The sequence below is a fragment of the Streptomyces saintjeani genome (assembly GCF_055409605.1).
Genome location: NZ_CP189624.1, coordinates 7,676,834 through 7,692,890, shown reverse-complemented (window position 1 = coordinate 7,692,890; position 16,057 = coordinate 7,676,834). Strand labels below are relative to the sequence as shown.

The 16,057-nt window shown below is 69.9% G+C and carries 14 protein-coding genes; 12 read left to right on the top strand and 2 right to left on the bottom strand.

Features of this window, described 5'->3' with window-relative positions; genetic code table 11:
* Positions 1-50 precede the first annotated feature (50 nt).
* Complete coding sequence (locus tag ACQCO7_RS34800; RefSeq protein ID WP_464075528.1) at positions 51-1,613, top strand: alpha/beta hydrolase; 1,563 nt, start codon at positions 51-53, stop codon at positions 1,611-1,613.
* Positions 1,614-1,774: 161 nt separating this feature from the next.
* Entirely contained in the window at positions 1,775-2,275 is a 501-nt protein-coding gene (locus ACQCO7_RS34795) for an N-acetyltransferase family protein (RefSeq protein WP_464077361.1), read from the top strand.
* A gap of 42 nt (positions 2,276-2,317) precedes the next feature.
* On the opposite strand, the gene ACQCO7_RS34790 is transcribed toward ACQCO7_RS34795, so the two are convergent.
* The gene (locus ACQCO7_RS34790; RefSeq protein ID WP_050375364.1) at positions 2,318-2,893 is read right to left on the bottom strand and encodes an adenylosuccinate lyase; all 576 of its coding nucleotides are present in this window, start codon (positions 2,891-2,893) and stop codon (positions 2,318-2,320) included.
* 349 nt (positions 2,894-3,242) lie between these two features.
* Between ACQCO7_RS34790 and ACQCO7_RS34785 the strand changes: the two genes are divergently transcribed.
* From ACQCO7_RS34785 to pssA, 9 genes are all read left to right on the top strand, one after another.
* Positions 3,243-5,075: a 3-hydroxyacyl-CoA dehydrogenase family protein gene (locus ACQCO7_RS34785; protein WP_464075527.1), complete on the top strand. Its 1,833-nt coding sequence runs from the start codon at positions 3,243-3,245 to the stop codon at positions 5,073-5,075.
* Between the two features lie 103 nt (positions 5,076-5,178).
* The gene (locus ACQCO7_RS34780; protein WP_464075526.1) at positions 5,179-5,997 is read left to right on the top strand and encodes a TetR family transcriptional regulator; all 819 of its coding nucleotides are present in this window, start codon (positions 5,179-5,181) and stop codon (positions 5,995-5,997) included.
* Between the two features lie 376 nt (positions 5,998-6,373).
* Positions 6,374-7,711: a crotonyl-CoA carboxylase/reductase gene (gene ccrA / locus ACQCO7_RS34775; RefSeq protein WP_464077360.1), complete on the top strand. Its 1,338-nt coding sequence runs from the start codon at positions 6,374-6,376 to the stop codon at positions 7,709-7,711.
* Positions 7,712-7,720: 9 nt separating this feature from the next.
* The gene (locus tag ACQCO7_RS34770; protein WP_464075525.1) at positions 7,721-9,772 is read left to right on the top strand and encodes a protein meaA; all 2,052 of its coding nucleotides are present in this window, start codon (positions 7,721-7,723) and stop codon (positions 9,770-9,772) included.
* Complete coding sequence (locus ACQCO7_RS34765) at positions 9,769-10,728, top strand: HpcH/HpaI aldolase/citrate lyase family protein (protein ID WP_464075524.1); 960 nt, start codon at positions 9,769-9,771, stop codon at positions 10,726-10,728. The genes ACQCO7_RS34770 and ACQCO7_RS34765 overlap by 4 nt, the downstream gene beginning before the upstream one ends.
* 5 nt (positions 10,729-10,733) lie before the next feature.
* Positions 10,734-11,240, top strand: coding sequence for a MaoC family dehydratase (locus tag ACQCO7_RS34760; protein ID WP_464077359.1), 507 nt, complete (start codon positions 10,734-10,736; stop codon positions 11,238-11,240).
* A 6-nt stretch (positions 11,241-11,246) separates the two neighbouring features.
* On the top strand, positions 11,247-12,461 hold the full coding sequence (locus ACQCO7_RS34755) for an acyl-CoA dehydrogenase family protein (protein WP_464075523.1): 1,215 nt from the start codon (positions 11,247-11,249) through the stop codon (positions 12,459-12,461).
* A gap of 171 nt (positions 12,462-12,632) precedes the next feature.
* Complete coding sequence (locus ACQCO7_RS34750) at positions 12,633-13,289, top strand: phosphatidylserine decarboxylase (RefSeq protein ID WP_464075522.1); 657 nt, start codon at positions 12,633-12,635, stop codon at positions 13,287-13,289.
* A complete protein-coding gene (gene pssA / locus ACQCO7_RS34745; protein ID WP_223786390.1) occupies positions 13,276-14,130 on the top strand; it encodes a CDP-diacylglycerol--serine O-phosphatidyltransferase in 855 nt (284 codons plus the stop codon). The genes ACQCO7_RS34750 and pssA overlap by 14 nt, the downstream gene beginning before the upstream one ends.
* A gap of 61 nt (positions 14,131-14,191) precedes the next feature.
* Here the strand turns inward: pssA and ACQCO7_RS34740 are convergent, their stop codons facing one another.
* Entirely contained in the window at positions 14,192-15,019 is an 828-nt protein-coding gene (locus ACQCO7_RS34740) for a helix-turn-helix domain-containing protein (RefSeq protein WP_464075521.1), read from the bottom strand.
* A gap of 134 nt (positions 15,020-15,153) precedes the next feature.
* On the opposite strand from ACQCO7_RS34740, the gene ACQCO7_RS34735 reads away from it, so the two are divergent.
* Positions 15,154-16,017, top strand: a complete 864-nt coding sequence (locus ACQCO7_RS34735) for an oxidoreductase (protein ID WP_464075520.1) — start codon at positions 15,154-15,156, stop codon at positions 16,015-16,017.
* Positions 16,018-16,057: the final 40 nt, after the last annotated feature.

The following is a 16,057-nucleotide window of genomic DNA, read 5'->3' as shown; positions in this document are numbered from 1 at the left end:
GCCGCCGGGGCCGTCGACCCACACGGTCCCGGCCGTTCCTGGGAGGCTCCATGAGAAAACGCGCAGCCGTACTGTGCGGTGCCGCCGCCGTCGTAGCCGCGACGCTCACCGCCGCGCCCGTAGAGGCCGCTGAGGCCCCGTACGCCGCGAAGCTCGCCTGGAAGAGCTGCGGTACGACCGACCACCCGACGCTCCAGTGCGCCTCCCTGAAGGTGCCGCTCGACCACGACAACCCGCACGGGCAGCGGATCACCCTCGCGCTGACTCGCGTACCGCACACCGCGAAGGCCTACCAGGGCCCCCTGCTGGTCAACCCCGGCGGTCCCGGCGGCAGCGGCCTGTCCCTCGCCGGGTTCGTCGCCTCGACGCTCCCGAAGAAGGTCGCCGCGCAGTACGACGTCATCGGCTTCGACCCGCGCGGGGTCGGCAAATCGACACCCGCGCTGGACTGCGCGCCGGGTCACTTCGACCCCGTGCGCCCCGACTCGGTGCCCGTCACCGAGGCGATCGAACGGGCCAACCTCGCGCGCGTGCGGTCGTTCGCGAAAGCCTGCGGCACGAAGTACGCGAAGCTCCTGCCGTACATCGACACCGTCAGCGCGGTGCGCGACATGGACGCGATCCGTACGGCCGTCGGCGCGCGCCGGATCAACTACTTCGGCTACTCGTACGGCACGTACCTGGGCGCCGTCTACGCGAAGCTCTACCCGCAGCACGTGCGCCGCCTGGTGCTCGACTCGATCGTCGACCCCTCGGGCGTCTGGTACGACGACAACCTCACCCAGGACGTCGCCTTCAACGACCGCCACCGCGCGCTGATGGCGTGGATCGCGAAGTACGACGCCACCTACCACCTCGGCACCGACCCCGAGAAGGTCGAGGCGAAGTGGTACGCCATGCGCGCGTCCCTCGCGAAGAAGCCGGCCGGCGGCAAGGTGGGCGCCTCCGAGCTGGAGGACACGTTTCTGCCGGGCGGGTACTTCAACGGCTACTGGCCCTACCTCGCCGAGGCGTTCGCCGCGTACGTGAACACCAAGAACGCCGATCCGCTGGTCGAGACGTACGAGAACTTCGGCGCGGTCGACGCGTCCGGGGACAACGGGTTCAGCGTCTACAGCTCGGTGCAGTGCCGGGACGCCGCCTGGCCGCGTGACTGGGAGCAGTGGCGGGCCGACAACTGGGCGACGTACGAGAAGGCGCCCTTCATGACCTGGAACAACGCCTGGTACAACGCGTCGTGCGCGTTCTGGCCGACGAAGACGCTGCGGCCGGTGAACGTCGCCAACCACAAGCTGCCGCCGGTCCTGCTGTTCCAGGCGACCAACGACGCCGCGACCCCGTACGAGGGCGGCGCCCTCACGCACGCGCTGCTGCGCGGCTCCAGCCTCGTCGTCGAGGAGGGCGGCGGGAACCACGGGATCACGCTCAGCGGCAACGCGTGCCTCGACAAGCACCTCGCCGCGTACCTCACCGACGGCACGGTCCCGCGCGCCGACGGCCCGGTCGACGCGGTGTGCAAGGCCCTGCCGGACCCCAAGCCGCTCACCAGCAAGGTCGCGGCACCGTCGGCGCACGGCACCGCGCTGCACGGGCTGCTGGGGTTCAGGGGCTGAGACAGGGTCCGCCGAACTGAGGGGCCGGGGGCGTTGTCAGACCCGTGATCCATGATGGATCCATGAGCGATCCGACCCGCATCCCGGCCCCCGACGGCGTCGCCCCCGCCGCGCGGTACAGCCACGTGGCCGGCGCGGGCGAGCCGCTCCCGGTCCGCCCCATGGTCCTCGCCGACTGCCCCCGCGTCGCCGAGATCCGCGTGCGCGGCTGGCAGACCGCCTACCGGGGCCTGGTCCCCCAGCCCTACCTCGACGCCCTCTCCGTCCCCGAGGACACCGACCGCCGCCGCGACCATTTCGCGAACGCCGGTGAGGACGTGGTCAACCTTGTCGCCGAGCGTGCCGGTGCGGTCGTCGGGTGGGCGTGTCACGGGCCGTACCGGGACGGTGAACTTCTCACGGGCGACGCGGAGTTGTACGCCCTGTACGTGGACGCGGCCTGCTTCGGCACGGGCGTCGGACACGCGCTCCTCCAGGAGACGCGCCGGCAGCTCGCCGCGCGGGGGTGCGAGCGGCTGTACCTGTGGGTCCTCAAGGACAACACCCGCGCACGCCGGTTCTACGAGCGTGCGGGACTCGTTCCCGACGGCACGGAGGAACCGTTCGAGGTGGACGGTGTGGAGGTGCCGGAGGTGCGGTACGTGGGCGAGGTGGGGGGCTGACCATCCGCCAGGACGTCGCACGCCACCGGCGCCGTACCCATCTCACCGGCGCCGAACCGGAATCCTCCGCAGTGCCCGCGCCCCGGCCTCCGCCAGCGCCGGATGGGCCAGGGTCTCCTCCAGCACCGGCCGCGCGCGGGGATCGCGGAGCGCGCCGAGGCCCTCGATGCAGGCCAGTGCCACCCGGCGGTACGGGTCGTGGGGGGTGAGGCGGCGGCGGAGGGTCGTGATCAGGGCCGGGACCGACTCGGGTGCGGCGAGCGCGGCCAGCAGACGGACCGGCTGGAGCGCGTACGCGACGCGGAGTTCGTTGGTGGCGAGAGCCGCCGCCGCGCGGGCCGTGCGGGGGTCGCCGAGGCGGGTCAGCGCATGCGCGGCGGAGGCGCAGCGCGGGGGGTCGCGGTGGTTCAGGAGGAGGACGAGGGCCTCGAAGGCCCGCCGGTCACCCGCGAGGCCGAGCCGGTACGCGGCCAGCTCCCGCGCCCACAGCGGCCGTCCGGGCTCGGTGAGCACCGCGGCCAGCTCGTCCACACCGGCCGTCGCGAGCCGCTCGAAGGGCTCACCCCCGCCCGACTCCCGCCGTAAGCGCTCCGTGAGCGACCGCGACTCCTCGTCCATGATTCAGAGCGTAGGCGGGGTGCGACCAGGAGGGGAACAGGTTCGCGAAGTCCGCCGCTTCCAAGGGCTGGCGCGCTCGTTACTCGCGGGTTAAGCTCAGACGAGCGGGACACCCTCCCGCGTATCTCCCCATGGCGGCCTGGTGACGCAGCCACCGTGGGAAGCACGACCCGGCTCCGGGACAGGGCCGGTCGCATCTCTCCGCCGTACGAGCCGGACAAGCCGTACGCATCTGTACGCCGGGCGTGTGCGCTCGCAGCCCGGCATCACCCGCACCGCTCCGCGCCCCGCGCGCCCCCTCGGCGTACCCGGCGCTCTCCCAGTCGTCACCTCTTCCTGGAGTCCCTCGATGGCCACTCCCCTGTCCCCCTCCTCCCAGCAGACGCAGCAGCCCCCGCTGCCCCAGCAGACCCTGCGGACCGTCGCCGTCGTCGGCCTCGGCACGATGGGCACCGGCATCGCCGAAGTCCTCGCCAAGGCCGGCCGCCGGGTGATCGGCATCGACATCAGCGCCGCGCAGGCGGCCCGCTGCGTCGCCGCCCTGGAGACCTCCACCGCCCGCGTGGTGGCCCGCGGCCGGCTCACCGAGCAACAGCGCGCGGACGCGCTCGCCCTGGTCCGTACGGGCACCGACCTGCGCGAGGCGGCCGACGCCGACCTGGTGATCGAGGTCGCGCCGGAGTCGTACGAGGTCAAGCAACAGATCTTCCGCGAGCTGGACGGCGTCGTGCGCCCCGGCACGATCCTCGCGACCGGCACGAACGCCCTGTCCGTGACCCGGCTCGCGGCCGAGTCGGCGCGTCCGGAGCGCGTGCTGGGCCTGCACTTCTTCAACCCGGCGCCCGCGATGAAGCTCGTCGAGGTCGTCTCGTCGGTGCTGACCTCCCCGCAGGCCGTCGCGACGGTCACCGAACTGGCCGTCGAACTCGGCAAGGAGCCGGTGGCCGTCGGCGACCGCCCCGGCTTCGTCGCGGACGGCCTGCTGTTCGGCTACCTCAACCAGGCGGCGGCGATGTACGAGGCGCGCTACGCCTCCCGCGAGGACATCGACGCGGCGATGCGTCTGGGCTGCGGCCTCCCGATGGGTCCCCTCGCGCTCCTCGACCTGATCGGCGTCGACACCGCGCGCACCGTCCTGGACGCCCTGTACGCCGCCTCCCACGACCGCCTGCACGCCCCCGCGCCGATCCTGCGCCAGCTCGGCGCGGCCGGGCTCACGGGCCGCAAGGCGGGGCGCGGGTTCTACACGTACGAGGCTCCCGGCAGCGCGACCGTCGTCCCCGACGCCCTCACCCCGGTCCCCGGCGCCTGCGGCGTCCCCGGCCGCCCCGTCCGGTCCGTGGGCGTCGCCGGGTCCGGGACCATGGCGTCCGGCATCGCGGAGGTCTTCGCGAAGGCCGGGTACGACGTCGTCCTGGCCGCCCGCAGCGAGGAGAAGGCCCTCGCCGCGAAGGCCCGGATCGGGACGTCCCTGGCGCGGTCCGTCGACAAGGGGCGGCTCACCGCGCAGGCAGCCGCGCTGACCCTGGAGCGGATCACGCCGGCCGGGTCGTACGACGCGTTCGCTGACGTCGATCTCGCCGTCGAGGCGGTCGCGGAGGATCTCGCGGTCAAGCAGCAGCTGTTCGCGACGCTGGACAAGGTGTGCCGGCCGGGGGCGGTGCTGGCGACCACGACGTCGTCGTTGCCGGTGATCGCGTGCGCGCGGGCGACGTCGCGGCCCCAGGACGTCGTCGGGATGCACTTCTTCAACCCCGCACCGGCGATGAAGCTGGTCGAGGTCGTCCGTACAGTGTTGACGGCGGACGGTACTCGATCAACTGTTGACGAGGTCTGTGCATCGATCAAGAAGCATCCCGTCAACTGTGGAGACCGTGCGGGGTTCATCGTGAATGCCCTGCTGTTCCCGTATCTCAACAACGCGATCAAGATGGTGCAGGAACACTATGCATCTCTTGACGACATTGACGCGGCGATGCGGCTCGGCGGCGGCTACCCGATGGGCCCCTTCGAACTGCTCGACGTCGTCGGCCTGGACGTCTCCCTCGCCATCGAGAAGGTCCTGCACCGCGAGTTCCGCGACCCCGGCCTCGCGCCGGCGCCGCTCCTGGAGCACTTGGTCGCCGCGGGCTGCCTCGGCCGCAAGACGGGCCGCGGCTTCCGCGAGCATGCCAGGCGCTGACCCCTTCCGAGGGCCGGCGGACTGGGGCGGGCTGCTCGATTCCGCAGGCCGGGCGGACCCCGGACCTGCGCATCGGGCCGTACACATGCAGTACGTTCGGGGCATGTCCCAGTCCGCCAAGTCCTCCCGTACCCCGTCCGACGCGCCGGAGAGTGCCGCAGGCAGCCGTGCCGCCGCCCAGCGGCTCAAGATGCGCCGAGAACTGGCGGCAGCCGCGATGGAGCTGTTCGCGACGAAGGGCTACGAGGCGACCACCGTCGACGAGATCGCGGCGACGGCCGGGGTCGCGCGCCGTACGTTCTTCCGCCACTTCCGCTCGAAGGAGGAGGCGATCTTCCCGGACCACGACGACACGCTGGTCCGCGCGGAGGCCGTGCTGAACGCCGCCCCCGCGCACGAGCACCCCCTCGACACCGTGTGCCGCGGCATCAAGGAGGTCATGAAGATGTACGCGGGGCGGCCGGAGATCTCGGTCGCCCGCTACAAGCTGACGCGCGAGGTGCCCACCCTGCGCGAGGCGGAGATCGCCTCGGTGGCCCGCTACGAGCGGCTGTTCACGCGCTATCTCCTGGGCCACTTCGACGAGCACGCGCACGACGACGACGCGAACGACGACCCGCTGCTCGCCGAGGTCGCCGCGTCAGCGGTGGTCACCGCGCACAACCACGTGCTGCGGCGCTGGCTGCGCGCGGGCGGGCAGGGCGACGTGGAGGCGCAGCTGGACCACGCGTTCGCGATCGTGCGCCGCACGTTCGGCACCGGGATCGGCCTCGGGCGCGCGACGGCACCCTCCTCCCCCGCCGTACCGGCGCCCCCGGCGACGCTCTCCGCGCAGGGCGAGGTCCTGGTGACGGTCGCCCGGACGGACGCGCCGCTGGACGAGGTCATGCGGGCGATCGAGCAGGCACTCAAGGAACGCTGACCCTCAGCACCCTGTGACGACGGCCACCCCCACGGGTGGCCGTTTTGGCATGTCAGGGCACGTTTTCCCCTACCTCCAGACCCCCACTTGATCGATCATCGCTCATTTGTCAAGTAAAGATTTCACCTGAGCGCATTTCATGGCACCCAGTGCCTTGCCGAGTGACACGGGGTGCCATACCGTGAAGTCGTCCGGGTGGCCGGCGGACGGCGAACAGCCGTCCGCCGGTTGTCCCCGCGCACCACGTCGCCGCGCACCCGGACGCCTGCGTCACAGGCACCCTCCCGCGCCACAAAGCGCCGCCGCACCCAGAAGCCAGCACCCTCACCGCGCCCTCCCCTCAGGGGCGCACACCGCCGGAGGCAACACCGTGACCGTGAAGGACATCCTGGAGGCGATCCAGTCGCCGGAGAGCACATCCGCCGACTTCGCCGCCCTCCCGCTGCCCGAGTCGTACCGCGCGATCACCGTGCGCAAGGACGAGACGGAGATGTTCGCGGGGATGCGGACCCGCGACAAGGACCCGCGCAAGTCGCTGCACCTGGACGAGGTGCCCGTGCCCGAACTCGGCCCGGGCGAGGCCCTGGTGGCCGTCATGGCGTCGTCCGTGAACTACAACTCCGTGTGGACGTCGATCTTCGAGCCGCTGTCCACGTTCGGGTTCCTGGAGCGCTACGGCAGGGTCAGCGAGCTGACGAAGCGCCACGACCTGCCGTACCACGTCATCGGCTCCGACCTCGCGGGCGTCGTCCTGCGCACCGGGCCCGGCGTCAACGCGTGGAAGCCGGGTGACGAGGTCGTCGCGCACTGCCTGTCCGTAGAGCTGGAGTCGTCCGACGGCCACAACGACACGATGCTCGACCCGGAACAGCGCATCTGGGGCTTCGAGACGAACTTCGGCGGCCTCGCGGAGGTCGCGCTGGTGAAGTCGAACCAGCTGATGCCGAAGCCGGACCACCTGAGCTGGGAGGAGGCCGCCTCGCCCGGCCTCGTCAACTCGACGGCGTACCGGCAACTCGTCTCGCGCAACGGCGCCGGGATGAAGCAGGGCGACAACGTCCTGATCTGGGGCGCGAGCGGCGGACTCGGGTCGTACGCCACGCAGTTCGCGCTGGCCGGCGGCGCCACGCCGATCTGTGTCGTCTCCAGCCCGCAGAAGGCGGAGATCTGCCGCCGGATGGGCGCGGAGGCGATCATCGACCGGACCGCCGAGGACTACAAGTTCTGGCAGGACGACCACACGCAGGACCCGCGCGAGTGGAAGCGCTTCGGCAAGCGCATCCGCGAGCTGACCGGCGGCGAGGACGTCGACATCGTCTTCGAGCACCCGGGCCGCGAGACCTTCGGCGCGTCGGTCTACGTCACCCGCAAGGGGGGCACGATCGTCACATGCGCCTCGACCTCCGGCTACACCCACGAGTACGACAACCGCTACCTGTGGATGTCCCTCAAGCGGATCATCGGCTCGCACTTCGCGAACTACCGCGAGGCGTGGGAGGCCAACCGCCTGGTCGCCAAGGGGAAGATCCACCCGACGCTCTCCAAGGTGTACTCCCTTGAGGAGACCGGCCAGGCCGCGTACGACGTCCACCGCAACCTGCATCAGGGCAAGGTCGGCGTCCTGTGCCTGGCGCCCGAGGAAGGCTTGGGCGTGCGTGACCACGCCAAGCGCGAGCAGCACATCGACGCCATCAACCGCTTCCGGAACATCTGAGGGCATCCGATGACAGAGCGCCAGAAGGACCGGCCGTGGCTCATGCGGACGTACGCCGGTCACTCCACCGCCGAAGCGTCCAACGAGCTGTACCGCCGCAACCTCGCCAAGGGCCAGACGGGACTGTCGGTCGCCTTCGACCTGCCGACCCAGACCGGCTACGACCCCGACCACGTCCTCGCGCGCGGCGAGGTCGGCCGGGTGGGCGTGCCGGTGTCCCATCTCGGGGACATGCGGCGGCTGTTCCAGGACATCCCCCTGGAGCGCATGAACACCTCGATGACGATCAACGCGACCGCGATGTGGCTGCTGGCGCTCTACCAGGTCGTCGCGGAGGAGCAGGGCGCGGACCCTGAGCTGCTCCAGGGGACGACGCAGAACGACATCGTCAAGGAGTACCTCTCGCGAGGGACGCACGTCTTCCCGCCGGGTCCTTCGCTGCGGCTGACGACGGACATGATCTGTTACACGGTCAACCACATGCCGAAGTGGAACCCGATCAACATATGCAGCTATCACCTCCAGGAGGCGGGGGCGACACCCGTCCAGGAGATCGCGTACGCGATGTCGACGGCGGTCGCGGTGCTGGACGCGGTGTTCGCCTCCGGGCAGATCACCGAGGCTCAAAAAGGTGACGTCGTCGGCCGCATCTCCTTCTTCGTCAACGCCGGTGTCCGCTTCGTCGAGGAGATGTGCAAGATGCGCGCGTTCGGCCGCATCTGGGACCAGGTGACGCGGGAGCGGTACGGCATCGAGGACCCCAAGCAGCGCCGGTTCCGCTACGGCGTGCAGGTCAACTCGCTGGGGCTGACGGAGGCACAGCCGGAGAACAACGTCCAGCGGATCGTCCTGGAGATGCTCGCGGTGACGCTGTCGAAGGACGCCCGCGCGCGGGCGGTGCAGTTGCCGGCGTGGAACGAGGCGCTGGGGCTGCCGCGCCCCTGGGACCAGCAGTGGTCGCTGCGGATCCAGCAGGTGCTGGCGCACGAGAGCGATCTGCTGGAGTACGAGGACATCTTCGCCGGGTCGCACGTGATCGAGAAGAAGGTGGACACGCTGGTCGCGGACTCCCTCGCGGAGATGGCGCGCATCCAGGAGATGGGCGGTGCGATGGCCGCCGTGGAGTCGGGGTACCTGAAGTCGCAGCTGGTGGCGTCGCACGCGGAGCGCCGGGCACGTATCGAGTCCGGTCAAGAGACGATCGTGGGCGTCAACATGTTCAACACGACCGAGCCCAATCCACTCACCGCCGATCTCGATCAAGCTATCCATACAGTTGATCCGGCTGTCGAGGAACGCGTCGTGACGGCCGTCGAGGAGTGGCGCACCACCCGCCAGGAGTCGTCCGACCGGCAGGGCATGGGCGACCCCTTCCACTACCCGACGACCCATCAGGCCCTCGACCGTCTCAAGGAGGCCGCGCAGGGCACGGAGAACCTCATGGAGGCCACCCTGGAGTGCGCCCGCGCGGGGATCACGACCGGCGAGTGGACGCAGGCCCTGCGCGAGGTGTTCGGCGAGTTCCGGGCGCCGACGGGCGTGTCGTCGGCGCCGGTCGCGGTCCCCGTGGCGGAGGGCTCGGCGCTGGCCGAGGTGCGCCGCAGGGTGGACGTCACCGCGCGGGACCTCGGCACCGGCAAGCTGCGTTTCCTGGTCGGCAAGCCGGGCCTGGACGGCCACTCCAACGGCGCCGAGCAGATCGCCGTACGCGCGCGGGACGCCGGGTTCGAGGTGGTGTACCAGGGCATCCGGCTGACGCCGGAGCAGATCGTGGACGCGGCGCTCGCGGAGGACGTGCACGCGGTCGGCCTGTCGATCCTGTCCGGGTCGCACGCCCGTCTGGTGCCGGATGTGCTGGACCGGCTGCGTGTGGCCGGTGCCACAGACATCCCGGTGATCGCCGGTGGCATCATCCCCAACGGTGACGCCGAAGAGCTGCGGGCCGCCGGTGTGGCAGCGGTCTTCACCCCGAAGGACTTCGACATCACCGGAATCATCGGCCGCATCGTCGACGAGATCCGCACAGCGAACCGGCTCGACCCCCTGGAGGTCCCCGCATGACCGTCAACCGTCTCCGCCCCCGCCGCTCCTGTCTCGCCGTGCCGGGCAGCAACCCGCGCTTCCTGGAGAAGGCGCAGGGCCTCCCGGCGGACCAGGTCTTCCTGGACCTGGAGGACGCGTGCGCGCCGCTCGCGAAGCCGGAGGCGCGGCACACGATCGTCAAGTTCCTCAACGAGGGCGACTGGACGGGCAAGACGAGGGTCGTGCGCGTCAACGACTGGACGACCGAGTGGACGTACCGGGATGTCGTCACGGTGGTCGAGGGAGCCGGCCCGAACCTTGACTGCGTCATGCTGCCGAAGGTGCAGAACGCGCAGCAGATCGTGGCGCTCGACCTTCTGTTGACGCAGATCGAGAAGACCATGGGATTCGAGGTCGGCCGCATCGGCATCGAGGCGCAGATCGAGAATGCGCAGGGACTCAACAACGTCAATGAAATCGCCCAGGCCAGTCAACGTATTGAGACGATCATCTTCGGTCCGGCCGATTTCATGGCGTCGATCAACATGAAGTCCCTCGTCGTCGGCGAACAGCCCCCCGGCTATCCCGCGGACGCCTATCACTACATCCTCATGAAGATCCTGATGGCCGCCCGCGCGAACGACCTCCAGGCGATCGACGGCCCCTACCTCCAGATCCGCAACGTCGACGGCTACCGCGAGGTCGCGCGGCGCGCCGCCGCGCTCGGCTTCGACGGCAAGTGGGTGCTGCACCCGGGCCAGGTCGAGGCGTCCAACGAGATCTTCTCGCCGTCGCAGGAGGACTACGACCACGCGGAGCTGATCCTGGACGCGTACGAGTACTACACGTCCGAGGCGGGCGGCAGGAAGGGTTCGGCGATGCTCGGCGACGAGATGATCGACGAGGCGAGCCGCAAGATGGCGCTGGTCGTCTCCGGCAAGGGCAGGGCGGCGGGCCTGACCCGGACGTCGGCGTTCGAGATCCCGGAGGCGTGAGGACCATGCAATTCGGGCGCACCTACGAGGAGTTCGAGGTCGGCGCGGTGTACAAGCACTGGCCCGGCAAGACGGTCACCGAGTACGACGACCACCTCTTCTGTCTCCTCACGATGAACCACCACCCGCTCCACCTGGACGCCAACTACGCCGGGAACACGACGGACTTCGGCAAGAACGTGGTGGTCGGGAACTACGTCTACTCGCTGCTGCTCGGCATGTCCGTCCCGGACGTCTCGGGCAAGGCGATCGCCAACCTGGAGGTCGAGTCGCTGAAGCACGTGGCGCCGACGTTCCACGGCGACACGGTCTACGGCCAGACGACGGTGCTGGACAAGTGGCCGTCGAAGTCGAAGGACGACCGCGGGATCGTCCACGTCGAGACCAAGGGCTACAAGCAGGACGGCACGCTGGTGTGCGTGTTCCGCCGCAAGGTCATGGTGCCGACGGAGACGTACATCAAGGAGCGCGGCGGCGAGCAGCCCGGCCGCCCGGAACTTCAGGAGGGCTGACCCACCATGGCACGCCTCGCACAGACCGCCGGCCTCACGGACGTACAGACCGAAATCCTGTCCACCGTAAGGGACTTCGTCGACAAGGAGATCCTCCCGGTCGCGACCGAGCTGGAGCACCGGGACGAGTATCCACAGAGAATCGTGGACGGCCTCAAGGAGTTGGGCCTGTTCGGGCTGATGATCCCGGAGGAGTACGGCGGTCTGGGCGAGTCGCTCCTGACGTACGCGCTGTGCGTGGAGGAGATCGCGCGCGGCTGGATGTCGGTGTCCGGGATCATCAACACGCACTTCATCGTGGCGTACATGCTCAAGCAGCACGGCACCGAGGAGCAGAGGGAGTACTTCCTGCCGCGGATGGCGGCGGGGGACGTCCGGGGCGCGTTCTCGATGTCGGAGCCGGGGCTCGGTTCGGACGTGTCGGCGATCACGTCGAAAGCGGTCAGGGACGGTGACGATTTCGTCCTGAACGGCCAGAAGATGTGGCTGACGAACGGCGGTACGTCGTCGCTGGTGGCGGTTCTCGTACGAAGTGACGAAGGACACGACCCGGCACAGGCGGCGGCCAAGCCGCACAAGGCGATGACGACGTTCCTGGTGGAGAAGGAGCCGGGGTTCGGGGAGGTGCGTCCGGGCCTGACGATCCCCGGGAAGATCGAGAAGATGGGCTACAAGGGCGTCGATACGACCGAGCTGATCATGTCCGACCTGCGGGTTCCGGCGAACCGGGTGCTCGGCGGGGAGACCGGCCGAGGTTTTTACCAAATGATGGACGGAGTCGAGGTTGGCCGCGTGAATGTCGCGGCGCGTGGCTGCGGCGTCGCCCAGCGTGCCTTCGAGCTCGGTGTCCGGTACGCCCAGCAACGTCACACCTTCGGGAAGCCGATCGCCCAGCACCAGGCGATCCAGTTCAAGCTCGCGGAGATGGCTACCAAGGTCGAGGCCGCCCATGCGATGATGGTCAATGCGGCACGCAAAAAGGACTCGGGTGAGCGAAACGACCTGGAGGCCGGGATGGCGAAGTACCTCGCCTCCGAGTACTGCAAGGAGGTGGTCGAGGACGCGTTCCGGATCCACGGTGGCTACGGCTTCTCCAAGGAGTACGAGATCGAGCGCCTGTACCGCGAGGCACCGATGCTCCTGATCGGTGAAGGCACCGCCGAGATCCAGAAAATGATCATCGGCCGAAGGCTGCTCGAAGAGTATCGATTCCAGGGTTAGATGTACCGGTTGGGGGTGTTTTCCTCGAGAAGAAGGTCACACCCCGTCAATCGCTCTCAGCCGCCGACTCGTCTTCCTGGCTTACCCAGTTGTGGTCGTGAACCGCTACGATCGCCGGAAAGCCGCCGTCCCCTTCTCAGAGCGCGGCATCATCCGCTACGAAGGTCATCCATGCCCCACAGCCAAACCTCTGCACCTCGCGACAGCCTCGCCGGCGTACGCCTTGCGCGCGGAGCATCGCCGTGGCTTCTCCCGACCGTCGCCACCGCAGCCGTCAGCCTGGTCCGCGCCCGCCGCTCGGGCGCCGCGAAGGCAGTCGCCGTACCCGCCACCGCGCTCGCGGCGGGCATGCTGTGGTTCTTCCGCGACCCCGAGCGCGAGATCGCCTCGGGCCGGGTCATCTCCCCCGCCGACGGCGTGGTGCAGAGCATCATGCCGTGGAAGGACGGGCGCACCCGGGTCGCGATCTTCATGAGCCCGCTCAACGTGCACGTCAACCGCGCGCCCCTCGCGGGCACGGTGGTGTCCGTGGAGCACGTGCCGGGCGGTTTCGTCCCGGCGTTCAACAAGGAGAGCGAGAACAACGAGCGGGTGGTCTGGCACTTCGACACCGAACTCGGTGACATCGAGATGATCCAGATCGCCGGTACGGTCGCTCGCCGCATCGTCCCCTACCTCCCCGAGGGCACGAAGGTCGAGCAGGGCGAGCGCATCGGTCTCATCCGGTTCGGTTCGCGCGTGGACGTATATCTCCCCGAGGGCATCGAGGTCGCCGTCGAGGTCGGGCAGAAGACCGTTGCGGGGGTGACTCGTCTTGACCGTGATTGACCCTGAGACGCAGACCGGCTGGGTGCCGGAGGCCGACGAAGAGGACGACGCGGAGGAGATGCCCCTCTCCCTGCGGCTGTCGATAGCGGACGCCCTCACGCTCGGCAACGCCACCTGCGGCTTCATGGCGGTGTACTTCACCACCACCGGCATCCTCATCCCGCACCTCACGGGCAGCCAGGAGAGCGGGATGGCGCGCAGCAGCGCGGCCACCGCCGTCATCCTGATGCTGTGCGCGGCGGTCTTCGACCTGTTCGACGGTCTGGTGGCCCGCAAGCTGCGCTCGTCCCCGATGGGCGCGGAACTGGACAACCTCTCCGACCTGGTCAGCTTCGGCCTGGCCCCGGCGTACTTCGTCCTCGTCTACGGCATGGTCGCCAACGACGCGCACCAGCGGGTGGCCGCGGTCGGCGCGGTCGTGGTGCTGCTCGCGGTGGTGCTGAGACTCGCGCGCTTCTCGTGCGTGACACCCGCGAACGGCATGTTCCAGGGGATGCCGTCGCCGTTCGGCGCGCTGACGGTCGTAGCGATCGTGCTGCTTGAACTGCCGTTCGTGGCGACACTTCTGGCGATCGTCGGTACGGCCTGGCTGATGGTGAGCCGCGTCGAGTACCCGAAGCCGCGCGGACCGCTCGCGGGCGCCATGCTCTCGTGGATCGTCCTGTCGATGGGCATGCTCGCGGCGTGGGCGTTCGGCGCCCCCGGCGGCCAGCTCCTCCTCCAGACGGGCTGCGCGCTCCAGCTCGTCATGGGCGCGGTCATCCCGCTGTTCGCCACGGCCCGCCGGGTGAACAACTTCCGCGACAACCGCCGCGAGGCGCGTACGGCGCAGTTGCCGTAACCGCTTGCAGTCGTTTTCCGTACGACGCTGAAGGGCCCGGAACCGATCGGTTCCGGGCCCTTCAGCGTTCCTGGGGTGCGGGAGCGCTGAGGCTGCCGAGGATGTCGAGCAGCTCGGCGGCGCGGCTGCCGGGCGGAGCGTGCATGACGACCACCATGAGTCCCTCGTCGCCGTCGAGCGCCATCTTGTGCTTGACGAGTTCCAGGGGGCCGACCTGGGGGTGGAGGATCCGGACCGTACGGTCCATCTGGCGGCGGATGTCGTGCCGTGCCCACAGCGCGCGGAACCGCTCGCTGCGCCGCGACAACTCACCGACCAGGGCCGCGAGCCGGGGGTCACCGGCGTCCGTCCTGGGCCGCAGCATGGCCACGGCCTCCTCGGTGAGCCGCTCCCAGTCCAGCTGGCGCTCGCGCTCCACCGGGTCGAGGAAGAGCGTGCGCAGCAGGTTGCCGCCGGGACGGTACTTCGGGGACAGCGCGGCGGCCAGCGCGTTCGCGGCGAGGATGTCGGTCAGCCCGTTCTGGACGTACGCCGGGTTGCGGTCCCAGCCGTCGATCAGCTCCCGCAGACCGCCCGGGACCCGCTCGGTCGCCGGCCGCCTCCCGGCCTTCGTACGCGGCCGGGTCAGGCCCAGCAGGTACGCGGTGGCGGCGACGTCGAGCCGGAGCGCGCGAGCGACCGCCTCCAGCACCTGCGCCGACGGGTTGCGGTCACGGCCCTGCTCCAGACGCAGGTAGTAGTCCGCGCTGATCCCCGCGAGGAGCGCGACCTCCTCGCGGCGCAGCCCCGGCACCCGTCTGAGCCCGCCACGGGGCAACCCCACGTCCTCCGGCCGCACCAGCGCTCGCCGGGCCTTCAGAAACTCACCGAGAGCGTTCGCGTCGTCCATGTGTTCACCGTACGGCGGTGCGGCGGCCCGGTGCCTGGTCCTGCGCCCCCCAGGAACAGCGGGGCCTAACCACCGGCCCGGCGACCGGCGCACGCTCTGCCGTAGTAACCGTTCTCAGCAAAAGGTGGCCCGACATGCTCGCAGGTACGCTCACCCCCGCCGACGGACTGACCCTGACCCGTATGGGATATGGCGCGATGCAGCTCGCCGGACCCGGTGTCTTCGGTCCGCCGAAGGACCCCGGCACCGTGATCGCCGTCCTGCGGGCCGTCGTCGACGCGGGGGTCACGCACATCGACACCGCCGACTTCTACGGCCCGACCGTCGTCAACGAGCTGATCCGCGAGGCCCTGCACCCCTACCCGGGGGAGCTGCGCATCGTCACGAAGGTGGGGTGCCGGCGCGGACCCGACGGGTCCTGGAACCAGGGCCTCGACCCGGACGACCTGCGCGCGCAGGTCCACGAGAACCTGGAGCACCTCGGGGTGGAGGCGCTGGACGCCGTCAATCTGCGGGCGGGGACCGTTCAGGGGCCGGACGACGCGTCGATCGGGGAGGCGTTCTCCGCACTCGCCGAGCTGCGCGAGCAGGGGCTGATCCGGCATCTCGGGTTGAGCACGGTCACGTCCGCGCAGCTCAGCGAGGCTCAGGCGATCGCGCCTGTGGTGACCGTGCAGAACCACTACAACCTGGCGCACCGGGAGGACGACGCGCTGGTCGAGCGGTGTGCGGCCGAGGGGATCGTGTATGTGCCGTACTTTCCGCTGGGCGGGTTCTCGCCGATTCAGTCCGCGACGCTGACCGAGGTGGCGGGCCGGCTGGAGGCGTCTCCCCAACAGGTGGCTCTGGCTTGGCTGTTGGGGCGGTCTCCGGCGATCGCGGTGATTCCGGGGACGTCGTCGCTCGGGCATCTGCGGGAGAATCTGGCGGCGGTGGAGCTGAAGTTGCCGAAGGAGGCGGTGGTGGAGCTGGACGGGATCGGGGGTGGGCGGGCGTAGGGAGTGGGGGGTGGTGGGCGTGGGGTTTACCGGTTGTCGT

Coding starts and splice junctions, on each gene's coding strand:
- ACQCO7_RS34800 (WP_464075528.1), top strand. CDS start 51: ATGAGAAAACGCGCAGCCGTACTGTGCGGTGCCGCCGCCGTCGTAGCC.
- ACQCO7_RS34795 (WP_464077361.1), top strand. CDS start 1,775: ATGGTCCTCGCCGACTGCCCCCGCGTCGCCGAGATCCGCGTGCGCGGC.
- ACQCO7_RS34790 (WP_050375364.1), bottom strand. CDS start 2,893: ATGGACGAGGAGTCGCGGTCGCTCACGGAGCGCTTACGGCGGGAGTCG.
- ACQCO7_RS34785 (WP_464075527.1), top strand. CDS start 3,243: ATGGCCACTCCCCTGTCCCCCTCCTCCCAGCAGACGCAGCAGCCCCCG.
- ACQCO7_RS34780 (WP_464075526.1), top strand. CDS start 5,179: ATGTCCCAGTCCGCCAAGTCCTCCCGTACCCCGTCCGACGCGCCGGAG.
- ACQCO7_RS34770 (WP_464075525.1), top strand. CDS start 7,721: ATGACAGAGCGCCAGAAGGACCGGCCGTGGCTCATGCGGACGTACGCC.
- ACQCO7_RS34765 (WP_464075524.1), top strand. CDS start 9,769: ATGACCGTCAACCGTCTCCGCCCCCGCCGCTCCTGTCTCGCCGTGCCG.
- ACQCO7_RS34760 (WP_464077359.1), top strand. CDS start 10,734: ATGCAATTCGGGCGCACCTACGAGGAGTTCGAGGTCGGCGCGGTGTAC.
- ACQCO7_RS34755 (WP_464075523.1), top strand. CDS start 11,247: ATGGCACGCCTCGCACAGACCGCCGGCCTCACGGACGTACAGACCGAA.
- ACQCO7_RS34750 (WP_464075522.1), top strand. CDS start 12,633: ATGCCCCACAGCCAAACCTCTGCACCTCGCGACAGCCTCGCCGGCGTA.
- ACQCO7_RS34740 (WP_464075521.1), bottom strand. CDS start 15,019: ATGGACGACGCGAACGCTCTCGGTGAGTTTCTGAAGGCCCGGCGAGCG.
- ACQCO7_RS34735 (WP_464075520.1), top strand. CDS start 15,154: ATGCTCGCAGGTACGCTCACCCCCGCCGACGGACTGACCCTGACCCGT.